Source organism: Segetibacter sp. 3557_3 (assembly GCF_004354985.1).
Lineage (GTDB): Bacteria > Bacteroidota > Bacteroidia > Chitinophagales > Chitinophagaceae > Segetibacter.
This window is the reverse complement of record NZ_SMSK01000006.1, coordinates 236,701-256,542: the sequence shown is the minus strand read 5'-3', so window position 1 is coordinate 256,542 and position 19,842 is coordinate 236,701. Positions and strand designations below refer to the sequence as shown.

Annotated in this window: 21 protein-coding genes; 16 read left to right on the top strand and 5 right to left on the bottom strand. The window is 44.6% G+C overall.

Annotation, left to right across the window (positions count from 1 at the left end):
• Window positions 1-85: 85 nt before the first annotated feature.
• From EXU57_RS12135 to EXU57_RS12125, 3 genes are read left to right on the top strand one after another with little or no spacing between them, the layout of a single operon-like run.
• Complete coding sequence (locus EXU57_RS12135) at window positions 86-571, top strand: RNA polymerase sigma factor (protein ID WP_133268473.1); 486 nt, start codon at window positions 86-88, stop codon at window positions 569-571.
• 55 nt (window positions 572-626) lie between these two features.
• Complete coding sequence (locus EXU57_RS12130) at window positions 627-1,715, top strand: anti-sigma factor family protein (RefSeq protein WP_133268472.1); 1,089 nt, start codon at window positions 627-629, stop codon at window positions 1,713-1,715.
• A 24-nt stretch (window positions 1,716-1,739) separates the two neighbouring features.
• Window positions 1,740-2,585: an outer membrane beta-barrel protein gene (locus EXU57_RS12125; RefSeq protein WP_133268471.1), complete on the top strand. Its 846-nt coding sequence runs from the start codon at window positions 1,740-1,742 to the stop codon at window positions 2,583-2,585.
• Window positions 2,586-2,600: 15 nt separating this feature from the next.
• Here the strand turns inward: EXU57_RS12125 and EXU57_RS25105 are convergent, their stop codons facing one another.
• The gene (locus EXU57_RS25105; protein WP_165958120.1) at window positions 2,601-2,762 is read right to left on the bottom strand and encodes a hypothetical protein; all 162 of its coding nucleotides are present in this window, start codon (window positions 2,760-2,762) and stop codon (window positions 2,601-2,603) included.
• Window positions 2,763-2,895: 133 nt separating this feature from the next.
• Here EXU57_RS25105 and EXU57_RS12120 point away from each other — a divergent pair, with 133 nt between their 5' ends.
• The 5 genes from EXU57_RS12120 to EXU57_RS25375 all read left to right on the top strand — a co-directional run bounded on the left by EXU57_RS12120 (window position 2,896) and on the right by EXU57_RS25375 (window position 7,756).
• The gene (locus tag EXU57_RS12120; protein ID WP_133268470.1) at window positions 2,896-3,411 is read left to right on the top strand and encodes a murein L,D-transpeptidase family protein; all 516 of its coding nucleotides are present in this window, start codon (window positions 2,896-2,898) and stop codon (window positions 3,409-3,411) included.
• A gap of 191 nt (window positions 3,412-3,602) precedes the next feature.
• Window positions 3,603-4,511, top strand: a complete 909-nt coding sequence (locus EXU57_RS12115; RefSeq protein WP_133268469.1) for an LD-carboxypeptidase — start codon at window positions 3,603-3,605, stop codon at window positions 4,509-4,511.
• Between the two features lie 118 nt (window positions 4,512-4,629).
• Window positions 4,630-5,343: a class I SAM-dependent methyltransferase gene (locus tag EXU57_RS12110; protein ID WP_133268468.1), complete on the top strand. Its 714-nt coding sequence runs from the start codon at window positions 4,630-4,632 to the stop codon at window positions 5,341-5,343.
• Window positions 5,344-5,725: 382 nt separating this feature from the next.
• A complete protein-coding gene (locus tag EXU57_RS12105; RefSeq protein ID WP_207955469.1) occupies window positions 5,726-6,268 on the top strand; it encodes a YMGG-like glycine zipper-containing protein in 543 nt (180 codons plus the stop codon).
• Window positions 6,269-6,475: 207 nt separating this feature from the next.
• Complete coding sequence (locus EXU57_RS25375; protein ID WP_207955468.1) at window positions 6,476-7,756, top strand: hypothetical protein; 1,281 nt, start codon at window positions 6,476-6,478, stop codon at window positions 7,754-7,756.
• Window positions 7,757-7,863: 107 nt separating this feature from the next.
• Here the strand turns inward: EXU57_RS25375 and EXU57_RS12095 are convergent, their stop codons facing one another.
• From EXU57_RS12095 to EXU57_RS12080, 4 genes are all read right to left on the bottom strand, one after another.
• Entirely contained in the window at window positions 7,864-8,079 is a 216-nt protein-coding gene (locus tag EXU57_RS12095; RefSeq protein ID WP_133268466.1) for a hypothetical protein, read from the bottom strand.
• Between the two features lie 64 nt (window positions 8,080-8,143).
• On the bottom strand, window positions 8,144-8,512 hold the full coding sequence (locus tag EXU57_RS12090) for a hypothetical protein (protein WP_133268465.1): 369 nt from the start codon (window positions 8,510-8,512) through the stop codon (window positions 8,144-8,146).
• Window positions 8,513-8,522: 10 nt separating this feature from the next.
• Complete coding sequence (locus EXU57_RS12085; RefSeq protein ID WP_133268464.1) at window positions 8,523-9,098, bottom strand: RNA polymerase sigma factor; 576 nt, start codon at window positions 9,096-9,098, stop codon at window positions 8,523-8,525.
• Window positions 9,099-9,369: 271 nt separating this feature from the next.
• Window positions 9,370-10,482, bottom strand: coding sequence for a metallophosphoesterase (locus EXU57_RS12080; protein WP_133268463.1), 1,113 nt, complete (start codon window positions 10,480-10,482; stop codon window positions 9,370-9,372).
• 305 nt (window positions 10,483-10,787) lie between these two features.
• Here EXU57_RS12080 and atpB point away from each other — a divergent pair, with 305 nt between their 5' ends.
• The 8 genes from atpB to EXU57_RS12040 all read left to right on the top strand — a co-directional run bounded on the left by atpB (window position 10,788) and on the right by EXU57_RS12040 (window position 19,750).
• A complete protein-coding gene (gene atpB / locus EXU57_RS12075; RefSeq protein WP_243745583.1) occupies window positions 10,788-11,891 on the top strand; it encodes a F0F1 ATP synthase subunit A in 1,104 nt (367 codons plus the stop codon).
• A 29-nt stretch (window positions 11,892-11,920) separates the two neighbouring features.
• Entirely contained in the window at window positions 11,921-12,190 is a 270-nt protein-coding gene (gene atpE, locus EXU57_RS12070) for an ATP synthase F0 subunit C (RefSeq protein WP_165958119.1), read from the top strand.
• Window positions 12,191-12,327: 137 nt separating this feature from the next.
• Complete coding sequence (gene atpF / locus EXU57_RS12065) at window positions 12,328-12,822, top strand: F0F1 ATP synthase subunit B (RefSeq protein ID WP_133268461.1); 495 nt, start codon at window positions 12,328-12,330, stop codon at window positions 12,820-12,822.
• 43 nt (window positions 12,823-12,865) lie between these two features.
• Window positions 12,866-13,429, top strand: a complete 564-nt coding sequence (atpH, locus tag EXU57_RS12060) for an ATP synthase F1 subunit delta (protein WP_133268460.1) — start codon at window positions 12,866-12,868, stop codon at window positions 13,427-13,429.
• 230 nt (window positions 13,430-13,659) lie between these two features.
• Window positions 13,660-15,237, top strand: a complete 1,578-nt coding sequence (gene atpA / locus EXU57_RS12055; RefSeq protein WP_133268459.1) for a F0F1 ATP synthase subunit alpha — start codon at window positions 13,660-13,662, stop codon at window positions 15,235-15,237.
• 188 nt (window positions 15,238-15,425) lie between these two features.
• Entirely contained in the window at window positions 15,426-16,856 is a 1,431-nt protein-coding gene (locus EXU57_RS12050) for a sialate O-acetylesterase (protein WP_133268458.1), read from the top strand.
• 222 nt (window positions 16,857-17,078) lie between these two features.
• Window positions 17,079-19,292, top strand: coding sequence for a TonB-dependent receptor (locus EXU57_RS12045; RefSeq protein WP_133268457.1), 2,214 nt, complete (start codon window positions 17,079-17,081; stop codon window positions 19,290-19,292).
• Between the two features lie 140 nt (window positions 19,293-19,432).
• Entirely contained in the window at window positions 19,433-19,750 is a 318-nt protein-coding gene (locus EXU57_RS12040) for a 2TM domain-containing protein (RefSeq protein WP_133268456.1), read from the top strand.
• Window positions 19,751-19,842 lie beyond the last annotated feature (92 nt).

Here is a 19,842-nt window from a genome sequence, read left to right as displayed (position 1 = left end):
TCAGGATTTTTTTTCTTTGCAGTGTAACTTTTCACATTATGGTTCGTAACACCTACAGGCAACCAAAGCTACAACCACTGCTCAAATGACAGAGAAGCAATACAACGAGTGTGTAAATTGTTATGCAGACAATGCATACCGCTTTATATACAAAAATTTGAAACAGGAAGAGGATGCCAGGGATATCATTCAAACTGCATTTGAGAAACTGTGGCGGAACAGGGAGTCAATTGAATTCGACAAAAGCAAATCATACCTGTTTACGGTGGCTTACAACCTGATGATCGATCATATCAGAAAGCATAACAGGGTAACGCTAACTGAAGAATTCCGGGAAGACGACAAGGTTCAGCAACATACCGACCGGAGCGCTAAAAAGATACTTGATGAGGCAATCAGCAGGCTGGGTGAAACACAGCGAAGCCTGGTAATGCTGAAAGATTATGAAGGTTATAGTTACGAAGAGATTGGTAAGATTACCGGGTTAAATGAAAGCCAGGTGAAAGTTTACCTGCACAGGGCACGTTTAACGCTTCGCAATTACCTGGTTAGCCGGGAAAATGTAATGTAACAACAACTTAAATTGCCTCAACAAAAACCAGTTTAAAACAAAGAAATCAAAATACGTGGAAATCAACCGCCAGACATATGAAACCTTTCTCCTGCTCTATATTGACAATGAGCTTGAGCCAGCTGAACGTGCCGCGGTTGAAAAATTTCTGTTGCACAATCCCGACCTGCAACCGGAGCTTGAGCTGTTGCAACAGGCCGTTTTGGAAGAGCCGGCAGTCGACTTTGCGAACAAATCCACATTGTACAGGAATGCGGAAGGAATCTCATCAGCCAATTACGAAACCTATTTCCTGCTTTATGTCGATAACGAGTTAAGTGCATCCGAAGGCCAGCAGGTAGAGCAATTTGTATTACAACATCCGCATTTACAGGAGGGCTTTACATTACTTCGTCGAACCAGGCTGGAGCCAGATGTACTGGAGTTTAAAGATAAAGCCTTACTGCTTCGGGAAGAGTCGACAGAACGTCGGGTTGTTTATATGAATTGGTTCAGGATAGCTTCAGCAGCAGCTGTTTTCGGCCTGGCCGTTCTGCTCTGGTTTGCCATGTCCCCATCTGCTATTGACACAACACTTCCAATTGCTGCCGTAACAGAACGGGTAAGTCAACCCGCTACAGTGAGTCCTGATACGGTCAACCCATTATCTGGGTCTCCGGATGAGCCTTCAACGAACACTGATCCTGTTGCTTCAACCACCCGTTCAAAAGGTGTTGTTGCAGCTAAATCAATAAAGAAAAAGCCCGTTGAAGATCAGTTGATGCCGTCCAATGTTCAATTACCAACACCTGTTGCCACTAGCACCGAGTTGGCCCTGCAACCTAAATCAAATAACCTTCCCCAACGCGGCCCTGTGATTGCTCAGGCTGAGCACCCGGCCGACCATACTGCCGACGCTATTGCCTATACATCAGCGCCCACCAATACTTCCAACGATGCAACCTTGCGTGTTCAACATGCTGCTTACCGTGAAAGCGATGAGCAGGAGGAAGAACAAACGCTCTACATCGGTGCCGCAGGCATTAACCGCAACAAGCTTCGCGGACTGCTTAAGAAAGCAAGTAATCTTTTCGAAAGAAAGCTAAAAAGAGACGACGATGGCAATAGTGTACAGGTTGCCAACTTCGAGATAAAAACCAATTAGATATCAGCTAAAAATTTACCCAGCATGACACGGATGACAATGTTAAGTGCAGCCTTACTGGTTGCCATGGCAGGCCTTGCCCAAAAAGATACGACTACCACCACCGGATCAGACACCATCAGGATTGGAGGAATGATCATAATCAAGAAAAAAGGATCCGGCGATAACGGAACCAACCAGAACAAAACAGTGACCATACAACGCAAGTCCAAAAAGCCTTCGAATGTTAGCACGAACTATGGAATTCTTGATATTGGATTTGCCAATGTAAGAGATGAAACCGTATATGGAAGTGCAGAAGCGAATGGCTACCTGAGAACAACAAGACCAGGTGAACCCGATTTTACCAGTGATGATCTGAAACTCAAAACCGGCAAAACCAGTAATATCAACTTCTGGCTGTTTATGCAACGCTTAAACATCACGAAAGGCGTTTTGAATTTAAAGTACGGTCTGGGTGTTGAGATGTTCAACTTCCGGTACGAGAACAACATCAGCTATCATAGAAACCCTTCTTATATCTTCCGCGACAGCATTGCTTTTTCTAAAAACAAACTTTATGTTGGCTATGCTTCAGTGCCCTTTATGTTAAACGTAAACACCCGCCCCGGCAAAAAAGGTGGCCTAAGCTTCAGCGCCGGTGTAACTGCAGGTTACCTGATTGGCAGCAGGAATAAACAGATCAGTGGCGAAAGAGGAAAAGACAAGTTGAAAGGTGATTTTGATCTTGAGAAATTTCGCCTGGCGTATATCGGAGAACTCGGACTCGGCCCGGTGCGGTTATTTGGTTCTTACAGCACCACAGCCCTACACGAAAAGGGACTTAAACAGTATCCATATAGTTTTGGTATTCGCCTGAGCAATTGGTAGAACCAGGCAAACAAATCAATAAAGCAAGCGCTCCCGATGTGGAGCGTTTTGTTTTTCCAGCACCACCATTCCCGTGCTTGTAACCGGGTGTAGGTAAACCGTGTGCTTCATCGACCATGTACTGCGGAGCCAGGCAGTGAAATTTCCGGCGATGCTTACATCTCTGTGATGTTCCATATTCGTCTTTAAAGTAGCACTTTATGCAGGCTCGCAGCTGCTGCATCCATTTGCATAAATATTTGTGAATGTAACAGGGCGTAATAATCTTCGTGCTATTTTGCCGTTACTTCTTTAAAAAGCAACCTGAAAAATGAACCGAATCGCAGTCCTGATAGTGATGGTAGCCGTCTTTGTTGTGAATACATCCTTTTATGCAAACAGTAAGGGCGGTTTCTACGTAGTGATCGACAAAAGTGATTATGAGCTGATGGTTTACGATGCGGAAGGTTGGCTTAGTACATACCCGATTGTTTTTGGCAACGATGACCTGGGCGACAAGATGGTCCAGGGCGATCGCAAAACACCTGAAGGCACTTTTACCATCACCCACAAAAAACCACATGCAAAGTGGAACCGGTACATGGGGATCGACTATCCAAATGCAGAAAGTATTGAACGATTTAATAATCGGAAAGCAAGGGGCATCATCCCGATGAATGCTAAAATAGGTGGTGACATTGGCATTCACGGTACCTGGCCGCATGAAGATTATGCCATCGACCAATACCAGAACTGGACACTTGGCTGTATCAGTTTAAAAAATGAACACGTTGAGCAACTATACCGCATGCTTGGGGTAGGAACTAAAGTGGTCATAAAACGGTAGGGTTCCCGGCAAATACATAGCTCCACTTAATCATTCATCTTACAGCTACTTGCGCAAGTAACGAACATCCTCCAGGTTAACTTCCATGTCAATTGCCCGTGCTGCACAGTCTTCGGGCAACCCCTGACTAAAATCCGGGAATATCCACGTCTGCCGGCATCCCGCTAAACAAATTTCTGTATCATTGTTTGATGGCAATTATACCCCCCTTTTTACAAGCAGGTAGCTGTATAGGCGTACTGTGCCCTGCCGGATTTATGCCGCTTGATAAAGCTCAAACCTGCCTTGATGTGCTGCAGCAATGGGGCTACAGGGTTAAAGCAGGTGAAACATTGGGCAAGCAGTTCAACTATTTCTCAGGAACGGATGACGAACGGCTGCAAGATCTGCAGCAAATGTTAGACGACCCGGAGGTTGATGCGATCTTGTGCGCACGTGGAGGATATGGTCTTAGCCGGATCATTGACCGGATCGACTTTAGCCGTTTCGTTGAAAGGCCAAAGTGGCTGATCGGGTTTAGCGATATTACGGTTCTGCACGCTCATGTTTATCGCCGGTTTGGGATCGCCAGTCTTCATGCCCCCATGGCAGCAGCTTTCAACAACAATGAGTCCGAAAATCAATACGTGCAATCACTAAGGAGCAGTCTTGCAGGGATCAAAGAAGATTACCAGGGCAATTCCCATCCGTTAAACAGGGTTGGCTCTGCTAAAGGTGAATTGGTCGGTGGCAACTTATCGTTACTGGCTCATTTAATCGGCACACCCTCCGAGATCAAAACCAAGGGACGAATTTTGTTTCTTGAAGACGTAGGTGAATACATCTATAATGTCGACCGCATGTTTTACCAGCTAAAGCGAAGTGGCAAGCTCGATAAGCTGGCAGCACTGATCATTGGCGGATTTACCGATATGAAAGATACGACGGTGCCCTTTGGCATGCGGGTATATGACCTCATATCCCATGTTGTGAAAGAATATGACTACCCGGTTGTATTTGGGTTTCCGGTGAGTCATAGCCGGGAAAACTATGCACTTAAAATCGGTGCTACCTACAAACTAAAGGTGAGTAAAGAAAAGATCCGGTTAAAACAAAAGTAATCACCCCGTATGGTCTTGAAGCGTGTATTTCAATGTACATCAACCAACGTTTATACCTCAATCCTCTTGCAATCAGCCGGCAAAATTTTTCGGTGGAATATTTTGCTTTCTTTGCGCCATGAAATTGTTTCTCATCAGGTTTCTGAAGTCCTTCTTCATTAAGTTACAACTACACCGCATATTCGAACCTTTTTCCGGTTTCTTCCTGAATATGGCTTATATGACGAAGTTTTCGCGCTGGGCATATGAGAACAAAAATGTAGCATACAATGATTTCTGGGGTAAATGGGACTATACCAAACGTTCCGGCATGTACCAATGGGTCATTGAGCAGGAGCTGTTAACCGGGCCCATCAATTACCTCGAGTTTGGGGTTGCTGCTGGTCACTCCTTCGACTGGTGGATGACAAAGAATACCCACCCCGATGCTCGATTTTATGGCTTTGATACCTTTGACGGCTTACCGGAAGACTGGGGTCCTTTCAAAAAAGGCGCCTTCAGTAACAATAATCAGCTTCCTGTTTTGAAAGACGGCAGGGGTAAATTTTATAAGGGCTTATTCCAGCAGACGGTTCCTGGTTTCTTAGCTGAACTCGACAATAATCGCAGGAACGTTATCATGATGGATGCTGATTTATTCTCTGCTACTTTGTATGCGTTAACTATGCTTGCGCCTTATCTGAAAAAAGACGACATCATCTTTTTCGACGAGTTTGTTGTGCCTACCCATGAGTTTAAGGCCTATTCAGACTTCATTCAATCACATTATACCCGACTGAAACTGATCGCAGCAGCAAACAACTACTACTTCGTTGCCTTTAAGGTCGACTAACAACCAGCAGAAAAATTGGTTTGAACACTGGAGAGGGTGTCGGGTGCTCGCCCTGGCCATTTATGCCTGATTCAAAGTAACAAGAACCCGATATAGACCTGTAAACCACTAAGGCTCCCGGGTTTATCGGTTAGCGCGCAGGTTTTCAGCCGGTGCAGCCTAACCAAAGGAGCGTTTAATCTCTGCATTCCGCTTAGCAAGTGCTAAAAAATCGTTTAAAGATCCGGCAGGTTGTTAAAAGTAATTACCCCAACCCCTTCAAAATCAAGGTACTAGGATCATTTTCTTTAACAATCCGGAGGTTTCTGGCATGTTTTTCAATAAAGACCAGGTGAACTAAAACACGGATCACCAGACAGTTATTCACCTTAAAATGAAATTTATGAAAAAGATCCTTAGTGCCTTTGCTATGTTATCGGTGTTTGCAGCCTGTAACAATTCTAACCCTAACGAAGGGGCGAACAATATGGCGAACCGCCCAAACTCCATTAGCACGCCTGCAACCGACAGGGCTTCATACATCGAAACGGAAGCAATAAATGATGATGATTTTGCTGAGCGCAGAACTTCAGGGAGCTTCACCGATGAAGGTAAAGTTATTCGTTACGAAGTTTATAAACCAACCGCTGAACCTAAAGCCCCGGTAAAACGATCAACAGGTTCAACGGCCTCAAAAAATACCACCGTCCGCAATAAACCAGTAAGCTCAAGCGGACCGGTTTCTGCCCCTGTTGCACAAACCAAACGCAAGAAAGGTTGGAGCAGTGCCGCTAAAGGAACTGCAATCGGTGCCGGATCTGGTGCAATCCTTGGTGCGGTAATAAGTAAGAAGAAAGGAAAGGGCGCCATCATCGGCGGTGTTATAGGTGCCGGCGCAGGTTATGCAATTGGCCGTGCAAAAGATAAAAAGACTGGCCGTTATTAGCAGGTCTTAAAAAAGTCTTTCAGGGTTGCCCATAAAACGGCAACCTTTTTTTACCCGCAATTTCTCCGGCAATAGTTACGGCTTTATAATGCCCCATGGTTGATCTCTGCATGTTGGCCCTAACTCAATCTTTGAATGTTAACGTACGAATACCGCCCATTGCAGCATGCGGCTCAAACTTTGCATGTTAATAACTAAATGTCTTTTATGAAAACCTTTACTCTCTTTATATTCAGCACATTGTTCTGGTTAAACTCCGGTGCCCAGTCCAGGGTGCAGCCGGCAAAAGGTAAACCGGAAACTCCGGTGAAACAAGCTGCCTCAAAAGCCAGAACCGGGCCAAGGACAGAGACCCCTTCTGCAACCAGCACCAAACCTTTAACGATAAAAGAAAAGATTGAACAAAGACTCAAGGACTCGGCCGACTTAAATGCAGACGGAAATACAACAAGCCAGTCAAGTACGGTTGTTAATGGGATACGGATACCCGCACCAGGTACAACTCCGGGGATTGCAGCGAATCAAAGCTCCGCTTCCAACACCAATCAAACCAACACCAATCAAACCAACACCAATCAAACCAACACCAATCAAACCAACACCAATCAAACCAACACCAATCAAACTAACACCAATCAAACCAACATCAATCAAGCTGGCACCAATCAACCCAACATCAATCAAACCAACACCAATCAAACTAACACCAATCAAACCAACATCAATCAAGCTGGCACCAATCAACCCAACATCAATCAAGCTGGCACAAATCCAATCAACACTAATCAAACCAATAGTAATCAAGTTAACACCAATCAAACCAATCCCAATCAATCTAACAGTAATCAAAACGCGGTGCAATCCACCTATACAAACGCCCCGGTTCTAACTGGCACTACTCTTCCCGCTACATCAGCAGGAGTAAATGGTTCAACTACCGGCAACCGGCCGGTTAGTGGCGAACAAAGTCAGTACAATACTTCCGACCTGAACCGTAACCAGATGAATGCGATTAATCAAAATCAAAATGCATCGTCGCCACAAAACAATACGGCAACCATTTTAAACCAGAACACTGTAGGCAACAACCAATGGGGCCAAAACCAGGTTGGAGAAAACCAATGGGCACCCCCACCAGCAATCATCCGTTCAGGTTTCGGGCGTGACTTTCCCGCTATTCAAAATGCAACCTGGAGCACAGATGCAAGCAAAAATTACATCGCGCGCTATAAGGTTGGCGATTGGTGGACAACCACCTCCTACAATACAGCCGGCATACGCCTCGAAACAAGAACCGAGTTCCCGGTTTCCGCGCAATATCCCAGTCCGGTAATTATGTATCGTGAGCGGGTAAATACGCCTTTGGAGTTTTCGCGTATTTCACGGATTGAACGTCAGGGAAAAAATACACTGTTCGAACTCCGGTTAAACAACGGAAGGGTTGTTTATGTAAATAATGATGGTGTAGAAGTACCCTTTGAACAATAACCAATAGGGCAGGAGAGGAATTCGAAATTTTGAACACAGGCTTTCTCCAGTTTAAACGCTGGTATCGTTGAGTTAACTCGTGGTTTTTAAACCCGCATAAGTAACAACTAATCTTCCAGCTCCTTGCAATAATAGCCTGCTTGTTCAAGCACGCGTTCAATTGTCAGTGGAATAACATCAAGCGCTTCTATCCTTAAGATCCGGTCTTTGTCTTGCAAGTCAACGTTCCATTTTCTGATGCCGGCGATAGTGTCAAGATGCGGGGTAACTAAATTGATATGACGCTTATGCCGGATGTTCGTTCGAAAAACAAGGATGTTCATAGCAGTGGGTTTGAGTTTTGGACTAAACAGCGGGAGCGTTGTGTTTCCAGAACGCATTATTTTATTACAGTTCAGACGATCCTGTTGTGGTTTGGGCCTGTGTTTCGGGCCGGGTACTCCACCTGCTACACCTGTTCCGCCAGTCTTGTTTAAACTTTTGTTGTTCCTCCGGTGTCATCATCTGCCATTTGTCTTTTAATTGTTGGCTCCACCTTCCCCGGTTACCCCAGCCACGACCTTTAAAGCCCGAAAAAAGAATCTTTGATAACACAAATATTCCAAGCGCCTGTCCAAAACTAACCGGCGATACCGGTACAACCTTAACAAGAACCCCATTCCATAAGCTCATTACAACAAAGCTTAGCAGAAGTATAGCTGCAAGCGCTACCAAAATAAATCCGGCAACTTTTCTCCTCCAAAATGATTGCTTCATTTTCCTCGATTTAATAATTTAATAATTCATCTTTCAAAACGCGGAGCCGCTCCCTAAGGTGTAATACTGCATAACGTTTACGCGAGATCAGGGTATTTACCGTTTCACCACACTGCGCAGCAAGTACCTTAAATGGAACCCCGTCAAGTTCATTTAGTATGAATACATCACGTTGTTCAGCAGGAAGTTCCTGTAACGCCTGGTCCAACACATCCCAAAACATCGACCTCAGGTATTCCGTTTCCGGATTTTCCGCATCAAAAAATAGTTCTGTCCAGTTTAGTTGATCTTCATCACCCCGTTCGGGGTACAGGTCTTCAAGTAATTCCGGATGTTTCCGCCGGTACTCATCCGTTATTTTATTTCTTGCTACCCTAAAGAGCCATCCGCTTACCTGCCCTATCGGTTGAGCACTACCAATAAACTGGTAAAAAACATCCTGGAGAATATCCTCGGCATCTTCCTCGCTTTCCACCCGCTGCCTGATAAAGCCAAAAAGCCGTTTGCTATAAGTTGCAATTACTTCAGCAATGTTTGTTTTGGGCGCTAACAACGGTTCGTTCGATATCGTAAGGGCTCGGGGCATCTAATACAAAGGCAGACGGATGACAAAAGATAATATTTTAAAATTGTCGCTTTTATTTTTAGCGGAAGTTTCCGACTCAGGCCAGGGCTGACCGGGCGGCGAGAAGATTTTTTTTGTACTTAGCATTGGTCCATGGGGCGACATCGTTGTGTCACTCACTTTTACGGTTGGTTCAATATTCAACAGGCTTTTACAACCCACAAAGAACTACTGCCCGATGAATATTACTCTCGAAGATGCTAATGGCGATATAGACATTTGTTATAAGGAGCTATGCTATAGCCGAGGCTGCCACAACCTGTTGAATAAGGCTTTCCAAAGCCAGCTCTTCCAGGATAACCCGCTTTGGCAACGCCTCAGTGTATTCCCATTTTACCAGCCGGATATATCCGTCAGCGATCTCTATACCCGTAACATCGCCATCGCTAAAGCAACAACAGCCGGTATTGAAGTACGTTTGTTTGTAGGCCGTAAAATCAGGCATGGTTTCGCCGCTGATCTTTTTTAATTTAATCAACTGTTCATATTCACTCACGGCGGCTGCATTACCCGAAGCCCTTGCCATGCCAAGCTTTTTATAGAGTCTTTCCAGAAAGGTAAGCGACTCAAACACCGGTTGATGAGTGTGGCCGGTAATTAGTACAAGACCGTCTTGCGAGGCAGCCCACTCATACATCAACTTGTTATGGGTGGTTTTCAAATGGTCGTCGTATGCAGGGGTATTTGGGTTTAAGCCGAGATAAGACTGAAGAGGAGCCCAGATATTGGCAACAAACCACTTGCTAAACAGATTTCCATCACTCAGGGTGTCACCCTGGTGCCCATGTGTTAAAAAAAACTGTAACGGTTGATTGCTAACTGCTGCCTGTAGTATCACTCCTTCATAAATAGGCACCTTCTTTCCAAAGATCTTTTCCAGTTCAAACCCTGCTAATGGATCATTATCCCAATAAAGGTCGTGGTTGCCAAATACTTTTATATAGGCGTTCTTCTCAAAAAAAGCCTTTTCAGCTTCAAAAGCATTTACGTTAGCCTTTTTTACCGCCACAAGCGAGTTTTCCCAAAGCTCCTCGCAGTCCCCCAGGTTAATGTAAGTATAGTCCCGCTCCAAATAATACCTCATTGCCGCGAGATAGTTCTTTTCTGCCCCTGCAAAATCATCCGCGCCGTTTCCTGCGCCTTTGTGCTGGTCCGAAAAAATGATGAAGCGCCCGCTTTCTGCCTCGAATGACAGGATCAACCCCTTTTCGCCGGGATTTGTAATCAGGTGCTCATGCAGGTCGGACAGCGCTTTATGAACCCTGAGCTTGTCGGGCCTGGAACTATACCGGTTTGCCAGCCACATCACCGGCCGCAGCAACACCCTTCGCAGGATTCGTTTCATGAAACATGAAGATAAGAAAGGTTTGAAAAGGGGTTGTTCCGCCTGTATTCAGTACACCGGCATACCTGAATGGTGTGCATGAAAGTATTAAGGTCACCGAAAAAGCGAGTTAAGAGGTGCGCACGTTCCTCAAATCACAATCAAAAATATGCGGAATGAAAAGGATAAATGGCATGGTTTTATTTTCAATTTTACCCATTTGCAGTCGCTTTTTTTGCTGCTTACCCTTATCTTTGCGCAAAATTAGGATAGGTATGGTAGTCAGGAGCGTCAAATCTTTATTGGTAGCGGTTTTCAGCCTTTCTATGATTTTATTTTCTAATGTGGTTACAGCGCAACATGAGAATCAAAATCACCAATCGCCCGCCACGCATGCTAACGAAAATGGCGGTGAAGAAAAGATAGACGCAGCTAAGGTAATTATGGAACATATCATGGATAACCATGAGTTTCATATCGCAGATGTAAGCGGCCATCCTATTTCACTTCCCCTTCCCATCATATTGTATTCTCCTCAACGTGGCTTTGATGCTTTTATGTCTTCGAAGTTTGAGCATGGGCATGCTCAGTACCGCGGCTACAAAATGGAGCACGACCACATTATGCCGGTTAAAGCCGACGGAACCGTTGATGAGTCGGTTCAGGTTTACGACTTTTCTCTTACCCGAAATGTTGTGCAGATGTTTATTGCTGTACTGCTGCTGGTTGTGCTTATGCTGAATATTGCAAAAAAATACCGGAAAAACGGGAGTAATGTGGCTCCTTCAGGTTTCCAAAACGCGATTGAGCCGGTAATTACTTTCGTGAGGGATGAGGTAGGAAAGCCAAATCTGGGGCACAAGTACGAAAAGTATATGCCTTACCTGCTAACCATTTTCTTTTTTATCCTTATTAATAATCTGGTAGGTCTTATACCTGGGTCCGCTAACGTAACCGGTAATATTTCTTTCACCCTTGTTCTTGCTTTTATATCGATGATCGTAATACTTTTTAGTACAAACGGTCATTTCTGGGGTCATATATTCTGGCCTCCCGGGGTTCCGATTTTTGTAAAAGTGATATTAATACCGGTTGAATTTGCGGGTGTGTTTATTAAGCCCATTGCATTGATGATACGTCTTTTCGCAAACATGGTGGCCGGGCACATTGTAATCATTTGTTTTATCTCGCTCATCTTTATTTTCGGAGCAATGAGTAAGGTTGCAGGTATCGGATTTTCCCCGGTGTCACTGGCTTTTACGGTGTTTATTTACTTCATCGAGATATTGGTTGCCTTTATCCAGGCGTTCATCTTTACCAATCTTACTGCTGTGTTTATTGGCCAGGCATTCGAAACAGGCCATGGACATGATGAGCACGCTGATCCGCATCCTGCGCACGACAACAAGGAAAAAGAATTCGCTTTATAGATTTTTTCATCATAACAAAAACAAACAGTATGTCTTTAATGACTATTTTTTTGCAGGCTGCTAACGAAGGTGTTGCCAATTTTTCAATGTCACACCTTGGTGGTGCAATCGGTGCAGGTTTGGCCGCGATCGGTGCAGGTATTGGTATCGGTCAGATTGGTAAAGGTGCTGTAGAAAGCATTGCGCGTCAACCGGAAGCCAGCAACGACATCCGTGCAAACATGATCCTGACTGCTGCGTTTGTAGAGGGTGTTGCCCTTTTCGCAGTAATCGCAGGTATCCTTGCTGTTTTGAAATAAGGTTCTTATTTCCCAACAGGCACAAACTGATTACTGTATCTTAAGCACAGGGCGGCGGATACAGTAATTCTTTTCTCAAGTAACAGTACAAGTCGAAAGAGAATACCTTTTGACTTCTCATAAAATCCCGAATTGATATGCAACTTTTATTACCCGGGCTGGGTTTGATCGTTTGGACATTGCTTGCTTTTTTGATTGTATTTTTTATTCTCCGGAAGTTTGCCTGGAAACCTATTTTAGCTTCCCTTAAGGAAAGGGAAACCGGCATTGCAACATCAATTGCGAGCGCTGAGCAGATGAAGATCGAAATGGCGCAGATCCGCAACGAAAACGAGGTGCTGCTTGCATCGGCGAGGGATGAGCGGGCTAGGATTATTAAAGAAGCAAAGGTTGCTTCAGACAAGATGATCAGCGATGCAAAAGAAAAAGCAAGGGTTGAATTTGATCGCATAGTTGCTGACGCACAGGGTGCCATACAACAACAAAAAAATGCTGCACTTACCGATGTTAAAAACCAGATTGGAAAGCTTGTGATCGAGGTTTCGGAAAAGGTTTTGCGTCGTGAACTGGCAAATTCCAATGAACAGGAAGGATACATCAACCAGCTGGCTGAAACGGTAAAACTCAATTAATCCTGCAAGGGATGTTAATTAGCGCAACATATAAAATTCTCAAATGCTTAATCCACGTTTAGCCGGCAGGTACGCAAAAAGCCTTCTTGATCTTGCAAGAGAAAGAGACCAGGTGGCGGCTGTGTACAACGACATGAAATACCTGCAGGGGGTGTGTAAACAAAGCCCGGAGTTTGTACAAATGATTAAAAGTCCTGTAATTTCAATTGAAAAGAAGGCCAAAATATTAGAAGCACTATTAAAAGAAAAGATTACCGGGGTTACTTATCTTTTTACGCAATTGCTGGTAAGCAAGAACCGTGAGTTTTATCTGCCCGAAATTGTTGAAGCATTTATTGATCAGTATAACGCACTAAATGGCATTCACAAAGTTAAGCTGACCACCGCTGTGCCGGTTAGTGAATCGGTTAAGAAGTCCCTGGTGGAAAGACTGATCCGTGAAACTGATATCGAACACATAGAACTGGAGTCGAAGGTGCGGGAAGAATTGATCGGCGGCTTTATCCTGGAGTTTGACAATAACCTTGTTGATGCCAGCATAGCGCGTGACCTCAGGGATGTGAAGGCGCAGTTTGACAAGAATTTTTACTTACAGCAAATCCGATAGGTTTGCCGTTCACAACGTTCTTTATTTCCGGATTATTATAGCTTTGCAAGCGCCGTTCGATGGCGTTATGCTTCGCCGCCATTAGCAATGCCGTACAAGCGAGCGTGGCAAGAATGATCAGTATAGATGATGTGCTGGTCACAAAAGAAAAAAAGCTTCCCTTTGCTTTCTGTTGAAAAGGGTATTTCTAACATCTTTGCCTGAGTAGCGGCAAAGGCTAAAATCTGTATATGGTTGAAATTAAGCCAGATGAAATATCAGCGATATTGAGGCAACAGCTGAGTAATTTTAATGCCTCGGCCGACCTGGAGGAGGTTGGTACCGTATTGCAGGTGGGCGATGGAATTGCCCGCATTTACGGGTTAAACAATGTTCGTAGTGGTGAGCTGGTAGAATTTGAAAGCGGGGTGAGGGCGATTGCACTTAACCTTGAAGAAGACAACGTAGGTGTGGTATTGATGGGCGAACAGGAGAATGTAAAAGAAGGATCTACCGTACGTCGTACGGGGAAGATTGCATCGATAAGGGTTGGTGATGGAATGAGCGGTCGTGTTATCAACATGCTTGGCGAACCCATCGATGGCAAGGGGCCGATTTCGGGTGAATTGTATGAGATGCCACTTGAGCGCAAAGCGCCCGGGGTTATCTTTAGAGAGCCTGTAAAAGAGCCATTGCAAACTGGTATTAAGGCCATTGACGCAATGATCCCAATTGGCCGTGGACAGCGTGAGCTTGTAATTGGTGACCGCCAGACTGGTAAATCAGCTATCTGTGTTGATACAATCATTAACCAGAAAGAGTTTTACGAAGCGGGTAAACCTGTTTATTGTATCTACGTTGCCATCGGGCAAAAGGCAAGTACAATCGCTGGTATCATGAAGGTACTTGAAGAAAATGGTGCGATGGCTTATACAACCATTGTTGCCGCCTCTGCAAGTGATCCTGCTCCTCAACAGTTCTATGCGCCATTTGCCGGTGCTGCACTGGGTGAATTCTTCAGGGATACTGGTCGTCCTGCATTGATTATTTATGATGATCTTTCGAAGCAGGCAGTTGCGTATCGCGAAGTTTCTCTTTTGCTTAGAAGACCACCCGGACGTGAGGCTTATCCAGGTGACGTTTTCTACCTGCACAGCCGTTTGCTTGAAAGGGCAGCGAAGGTTATTTCTAAAGATGAAATTGCCCGCAAGATGAATGACCTGCCGGAGAGCATTCGCCACATTGTTAAAGGTGGAGGTTCGCTTACAGCGCTTCCGATCATTGAAACACAGGCTGGTGACGTTTCGGCCTATATTCCTACCAACGTGATCTCGATCACCGATGGCCAGATCTTTCTTGAAGGTAACCTGTTTAACGCCGGTATCAGACCTGCAATTAACGTGGGTATCTCTGTAAGCCGTGTAGGTGGTAACGCACAGATCAAATCGATGAAAAAGGTGTCTGGTACATTGAAACTTGACCAGGCACTGTATCGTGAGCTTGAGGCCTTCTCTAAATTTGGTGGAGACCTCGATGCTGCTACCAAAGCGGTTCTCGATAAGGGATCACGTAACGTAGAGGTGTTGAAGCAACTTCAGTATTCGCCAATGTCGGTTGAGAAACAAGTTGCCATTATTTACCTGGGTACACAAGGATTGTTAACTGCTGTTCCGGTAAAACGTGTAAAGGAATTTGAAAACGATTTCCTTAACGAAATGGAAACGCAATTACCTGAGGTACTTGCAGAATTTAAAAAAGGTAATCTGCCTGAAGAAGGATTGGCAAAGATGGTTAAGATGGCCAAAAACCTGATCGGCGGTTATAAGTAATATTTAGTTGTTTACAATTGTAGCGGCTTCGAATGTTCGGAGCCGCTTTTTTTTGCCCATGATTTCCGGTTATTGGATTTGAAATAGGTTGAGGAGCAGTGCTTTGCACAATTTTTTAGGTCGATGATCCTTACTTAAAATAAAGTACGTTCCCTTAACGTTATGCCATCTTAAAACCCCAATATCGAATGAGAAATCTTTACGTTTTTGCGTGCTCATTTCTTTTAAGCTGTGTTTCTTTAGTAGCAACTGCACAAAGCAATACCATCGTCCCCTTTTACATGGTGCTTGGGCAATCCAACACCGGCTGGTGCCCCGCCGGGAGTATGACCACCGCAGATGCCGCCCAATATAAAGGGCTGATACCCCAAACAGAAATTTGGAATCCCGGGCATGGTGCTTTTTCAGCGGTGATTGAGCCGCTAAACGTAGGACTTAATACCATGTGCGAGAATTATGCAGACAACTCGCAGTTTGGTCCCGAGGCTTCGCTAATGAAACAGCTTCATTCCAGAAACCCGCGTAAACGACTGGTGTTTAAACAAGGCCAGGGTGGAACTACGCTTGCGGGTGACTGGCGGCCAACATTGCCGGGTCAGTACGAGTGGCAGGCAGGAGGAAGATGGCAACAGTTTACCCAGTGGCTTGAGCTCGCCGTTAACCAGGCAAACCAAAAAGGTTATAAACTTGACCTCAAGGGAATCATATGGATGCAAGGTGAAGATGATGCGAAAACAGTCGCTGATGCCAATGCCTATGCTGTAAACCTTACCAGGTTTTTCGTTTCGATTGAAAACGTGTGGAACAAGGTTGTCGCGACCTACCAGTTCCCGCAATCGGGATACAAAAAGGTAATTGGCCGGATCTATGCCCCGGTTGGCTACCCCTATCGCGATTCTGTACGGGCTGCGCAGGCGAGGTATTGCGCTAATCCGGCCAACAATGCGATATTGATAGATTGCGATTCTTATCCCTTGCAGGACTGGGTACATTATAGTGCAACGGGACAGGTCATGTTTGGGGTTGACATTTTCAATGCTGCCGGTTTTGAACAGGATGCACAAACACTGCCCATTACGCTTGGCTCATTAAAGGCATTTACACAAACAAATAAGATTGTGCTGGAGTGGAAGGCAGACAATGAGGCCGATGTTAAAAGCTACGAGGTGGAGAGATCGGCTGACGGAATTACATTTAGCACTGTTGGAAGTAAGCAGCCACTGAATAGTTTGCAGGCGGTAAAGTATACCTGGTTGGATGATAACCCATATGAGGGCACAAACTTCTACCGGCTCAGGAGCACCAGCTACAACGGTAAACTAGCGTTTACACCGATCATCAGGATAAGCACACTCAAGGCAGCTGCCGGATATAACGTGTATCCAAATCCCATTGTGGGCGGTAACGTTAATATCCAATTCAGTAATAAGCCGAAGGGCAATTACACCGTGAACCTGCTTACTACCAGCGGGCAGGTTGTACTGGCAAAAACCATCAATCACCAGGGCGGCAATGCAACACAAACTGTAGTTGCTGCAGGTATTCTTCCAAAAGGGCATTATACCGTTGAATTGGTAGCGCCGGACAATAGCAGGCAAACACTCAGAATTCTTCAATAGAAGGCACAAAAGCCGGTTTACGATATCTGCGGGTTAAAGGCATTCGGCTAATGCCTGCGTTATACGACCGGCAGCAAATACCGGTAAGCGGCTTAAAGCTGTACAACAGCAATAGAAAAGGGGGGACGTCAATCGGCGTCCCCTTTTCTTTTGTAAAAATATTTACAACATAGTTTGGTTTATAAAATAAACCAGTCTATGTTTGTTGAACAATTAGCACAGATGAAAAATATTCTTGTTTTCCTGGTCATGATTTTCTCCTTCAATCTCGCAGGAGCCCAGGTTAAAATTTCGGGCAACGTAAGGGATGCTAAAGGAAGAGGGGTAGCTGGTGCAAGCATTGCCATAAAGAATAGTTATGATGGCGCAACAACCGACTCTTTGGGACAATTTAGTTTTCGCACTACTGAAATGGGGGAACAGGTATTGGAAGTCAGCAGTGTTGGCTTTCATACTATCGCACAAAAAATTACTATTGCCACCGACCTGGGGGGATTGCGGATCACTGTAAAAGAGAAGCTCGATGAGCTAAAAGCAGTAATGGTAACTGCGGGCACCTTTGAAGCCGGTGATCGTAAACGTGCCACAACGGTGTTGAGCACGCTTGATGTACTTACTACAGGCGGCGCTAACGCCGACATAACCGCGGCAGTAAGAACATTACCGGGGGCACAGCAGATAGGCGACCAGGAAGGGCTATTTGTACGTGGCGGAGCAGGTTATGAAACAAAGCAGTACATAGATGGTACCGTAGTTAACAATCCATATTATACAAGTGTACCGGATGTTGCACAACGCGGGCGGTTTGGTCCTGCGCTGTTTAAAGGCACCGTTTTCAGTACAGGCGGCTATTCGGCCCTGTATGGCCAGGCCTTGTCTTCTGCGTTGATTTTAGAGTCGATCGACTTGCCTGATCAGAGCACAGCCAATGCATCGATTACGCCAATTTTTGTGGGTGCCGGTTACCAGAAACTAGAGAAGAATAAGAAAGTAAGCTGGGGTGCCAACTATGGCTATACCAACCTTACTGCATACTTTGAAGTTGTAAAACAGAAAATCGATTACTTCAAGGTTCCGCAATTTCATACTGCCGATTTCAATTACCGGTTTAAAACAAAAAACGGTGGGATGGTTAAGTACTATACCACGTTTAGCAGCAACAAACTTGGTATCAGGCGCCCTGATATTGACAGCAGTTTTCTGAAAGATGCTTTTGCATTGCAGAGTACAAACTGGTACAACAACCTAAGCTGGAAAGAAAGCCTTGGAAACGGATGGAGATTAAACGCCGGAGCAAGCTACAGCACCAATTTAGATAATATCAGTAATGAATTACAGGATAAATTAAATCAACCCAAAACCTACGACCAGCAATGGTTAAAAGACAAAAATTTCAGCGGGCGGACCCGACAGGATCTATCACAATTAAAAACCGTATTTGAAAAGAAACTCAGGGGTATAAGTTCCCTCAGGTTTGGGGGCGAATATTGGTATGCTTATACGCACAGCAATTTCAACAATAAAAGTAAAGAGCTTACTGACCACTTCACGGCAACTTTTGCCGAAACGGATATTTACCTAACCAACAACCTGGCTGCTAAGATTGGGGTAAGGGGTGAATATTCTTCTGTGATCGACAAATTCAATGTTGCACCCAGGTTGTCGCTGGCGTACAAAACAGGAAAAGATGCGCAGGCCTCTGTGGCTTACGGTACTTTTTACCAAAAGCCCGAAAACCTTCAGCTTGTTCAGACAACAGCGCTTGGTTATACCCGGGCAACCCATTACATAGCAAACTACCAAAAAGCAAACAAGTACTATACGTTTAGGTTGGAAGGCTTTTATAAAAAGTACCACGACCTCGTTAAAACATCGCCGGTATATAACAATGACGGCGAAGGCTATGCAAAGGGTGTTGAATTATTCTGGCGCGACAAAAAAACGATTAAGGGCCTTGACTATTGGATCAGTTATTCCTACCTCGATACAAAACGAGATTACCTGAATTACCCGGGAAAACTCCAGCCAAATTTCGCTGCCGATCACACAACTTCCCTGGTGTTAAAAAGATGGGTAAGCAAAATTTCAACCGGGTTTAATTTCACTTATTCGTATGCGACTGGGCGACCATATTATAACCTGCGCTTAGACAACACCTCTATGAAATACCGGATTGCTGACCAGGGTGAAACAATTGATTACCACAATCTCGGATTTAGTTTCAACTACGTTACGAGGATAGCCGGATCGTATGCGGTATTGGTTGGTTCAGCTACAAACGTTTTAGGAAGTAAACAAGTGTTTGGATATAACTATTCGCACGATGGCAAAGCCAAAGAGCCAATTACACCACCAGCAAACCGTTTTTTGTTTATCGGATTATTTCTTAGCTGGGGTGTAGATCGTACCCAGGATGCTATCAATAATAATCTTTAAAACGTCTTTGATCAAACACATTTAAAGACAGTTTATTATATCGGACCATAATTAGCATAATTCTTTTTTAAATAAGGCTAACAGCATTCAGAACCGGTTGAAAGCAATCAATAATTTATTCAAAATAAAAAAATACTATTATGGAAACGCAATACAAGCAAAATGATAACCCGAACAGTTCTAGTGTTCACGACCATAACGATGCAAGGCTCTGGCAACTTGCTCGGAGAAGAGCGTCATTTAAATGGAACCTTAGAAGTTACGTTATCTTAAATGTCCTGTTTGTTATTGTGTGGTACTTTTCTTCCGGACCTGGTTCTTATTACTGGCCCATCTGGCCGATGTTGGGTTGGGGAATTGGTCTGGCTTCCCATTATTTTTCTGCGTACCATGAGGGCCGCTTTAATACAATTGAAAAGGAATATGATAAGTTGAAACAAGCCGACGAGAAACAGTAATGACCTGGAGAAGCTAATGTGGGCCAGTTTAGCCTTCCATAATGCTAACACTGTTTTGTTTTGCCTAATTAATAGTTGATCTTCAAAATATC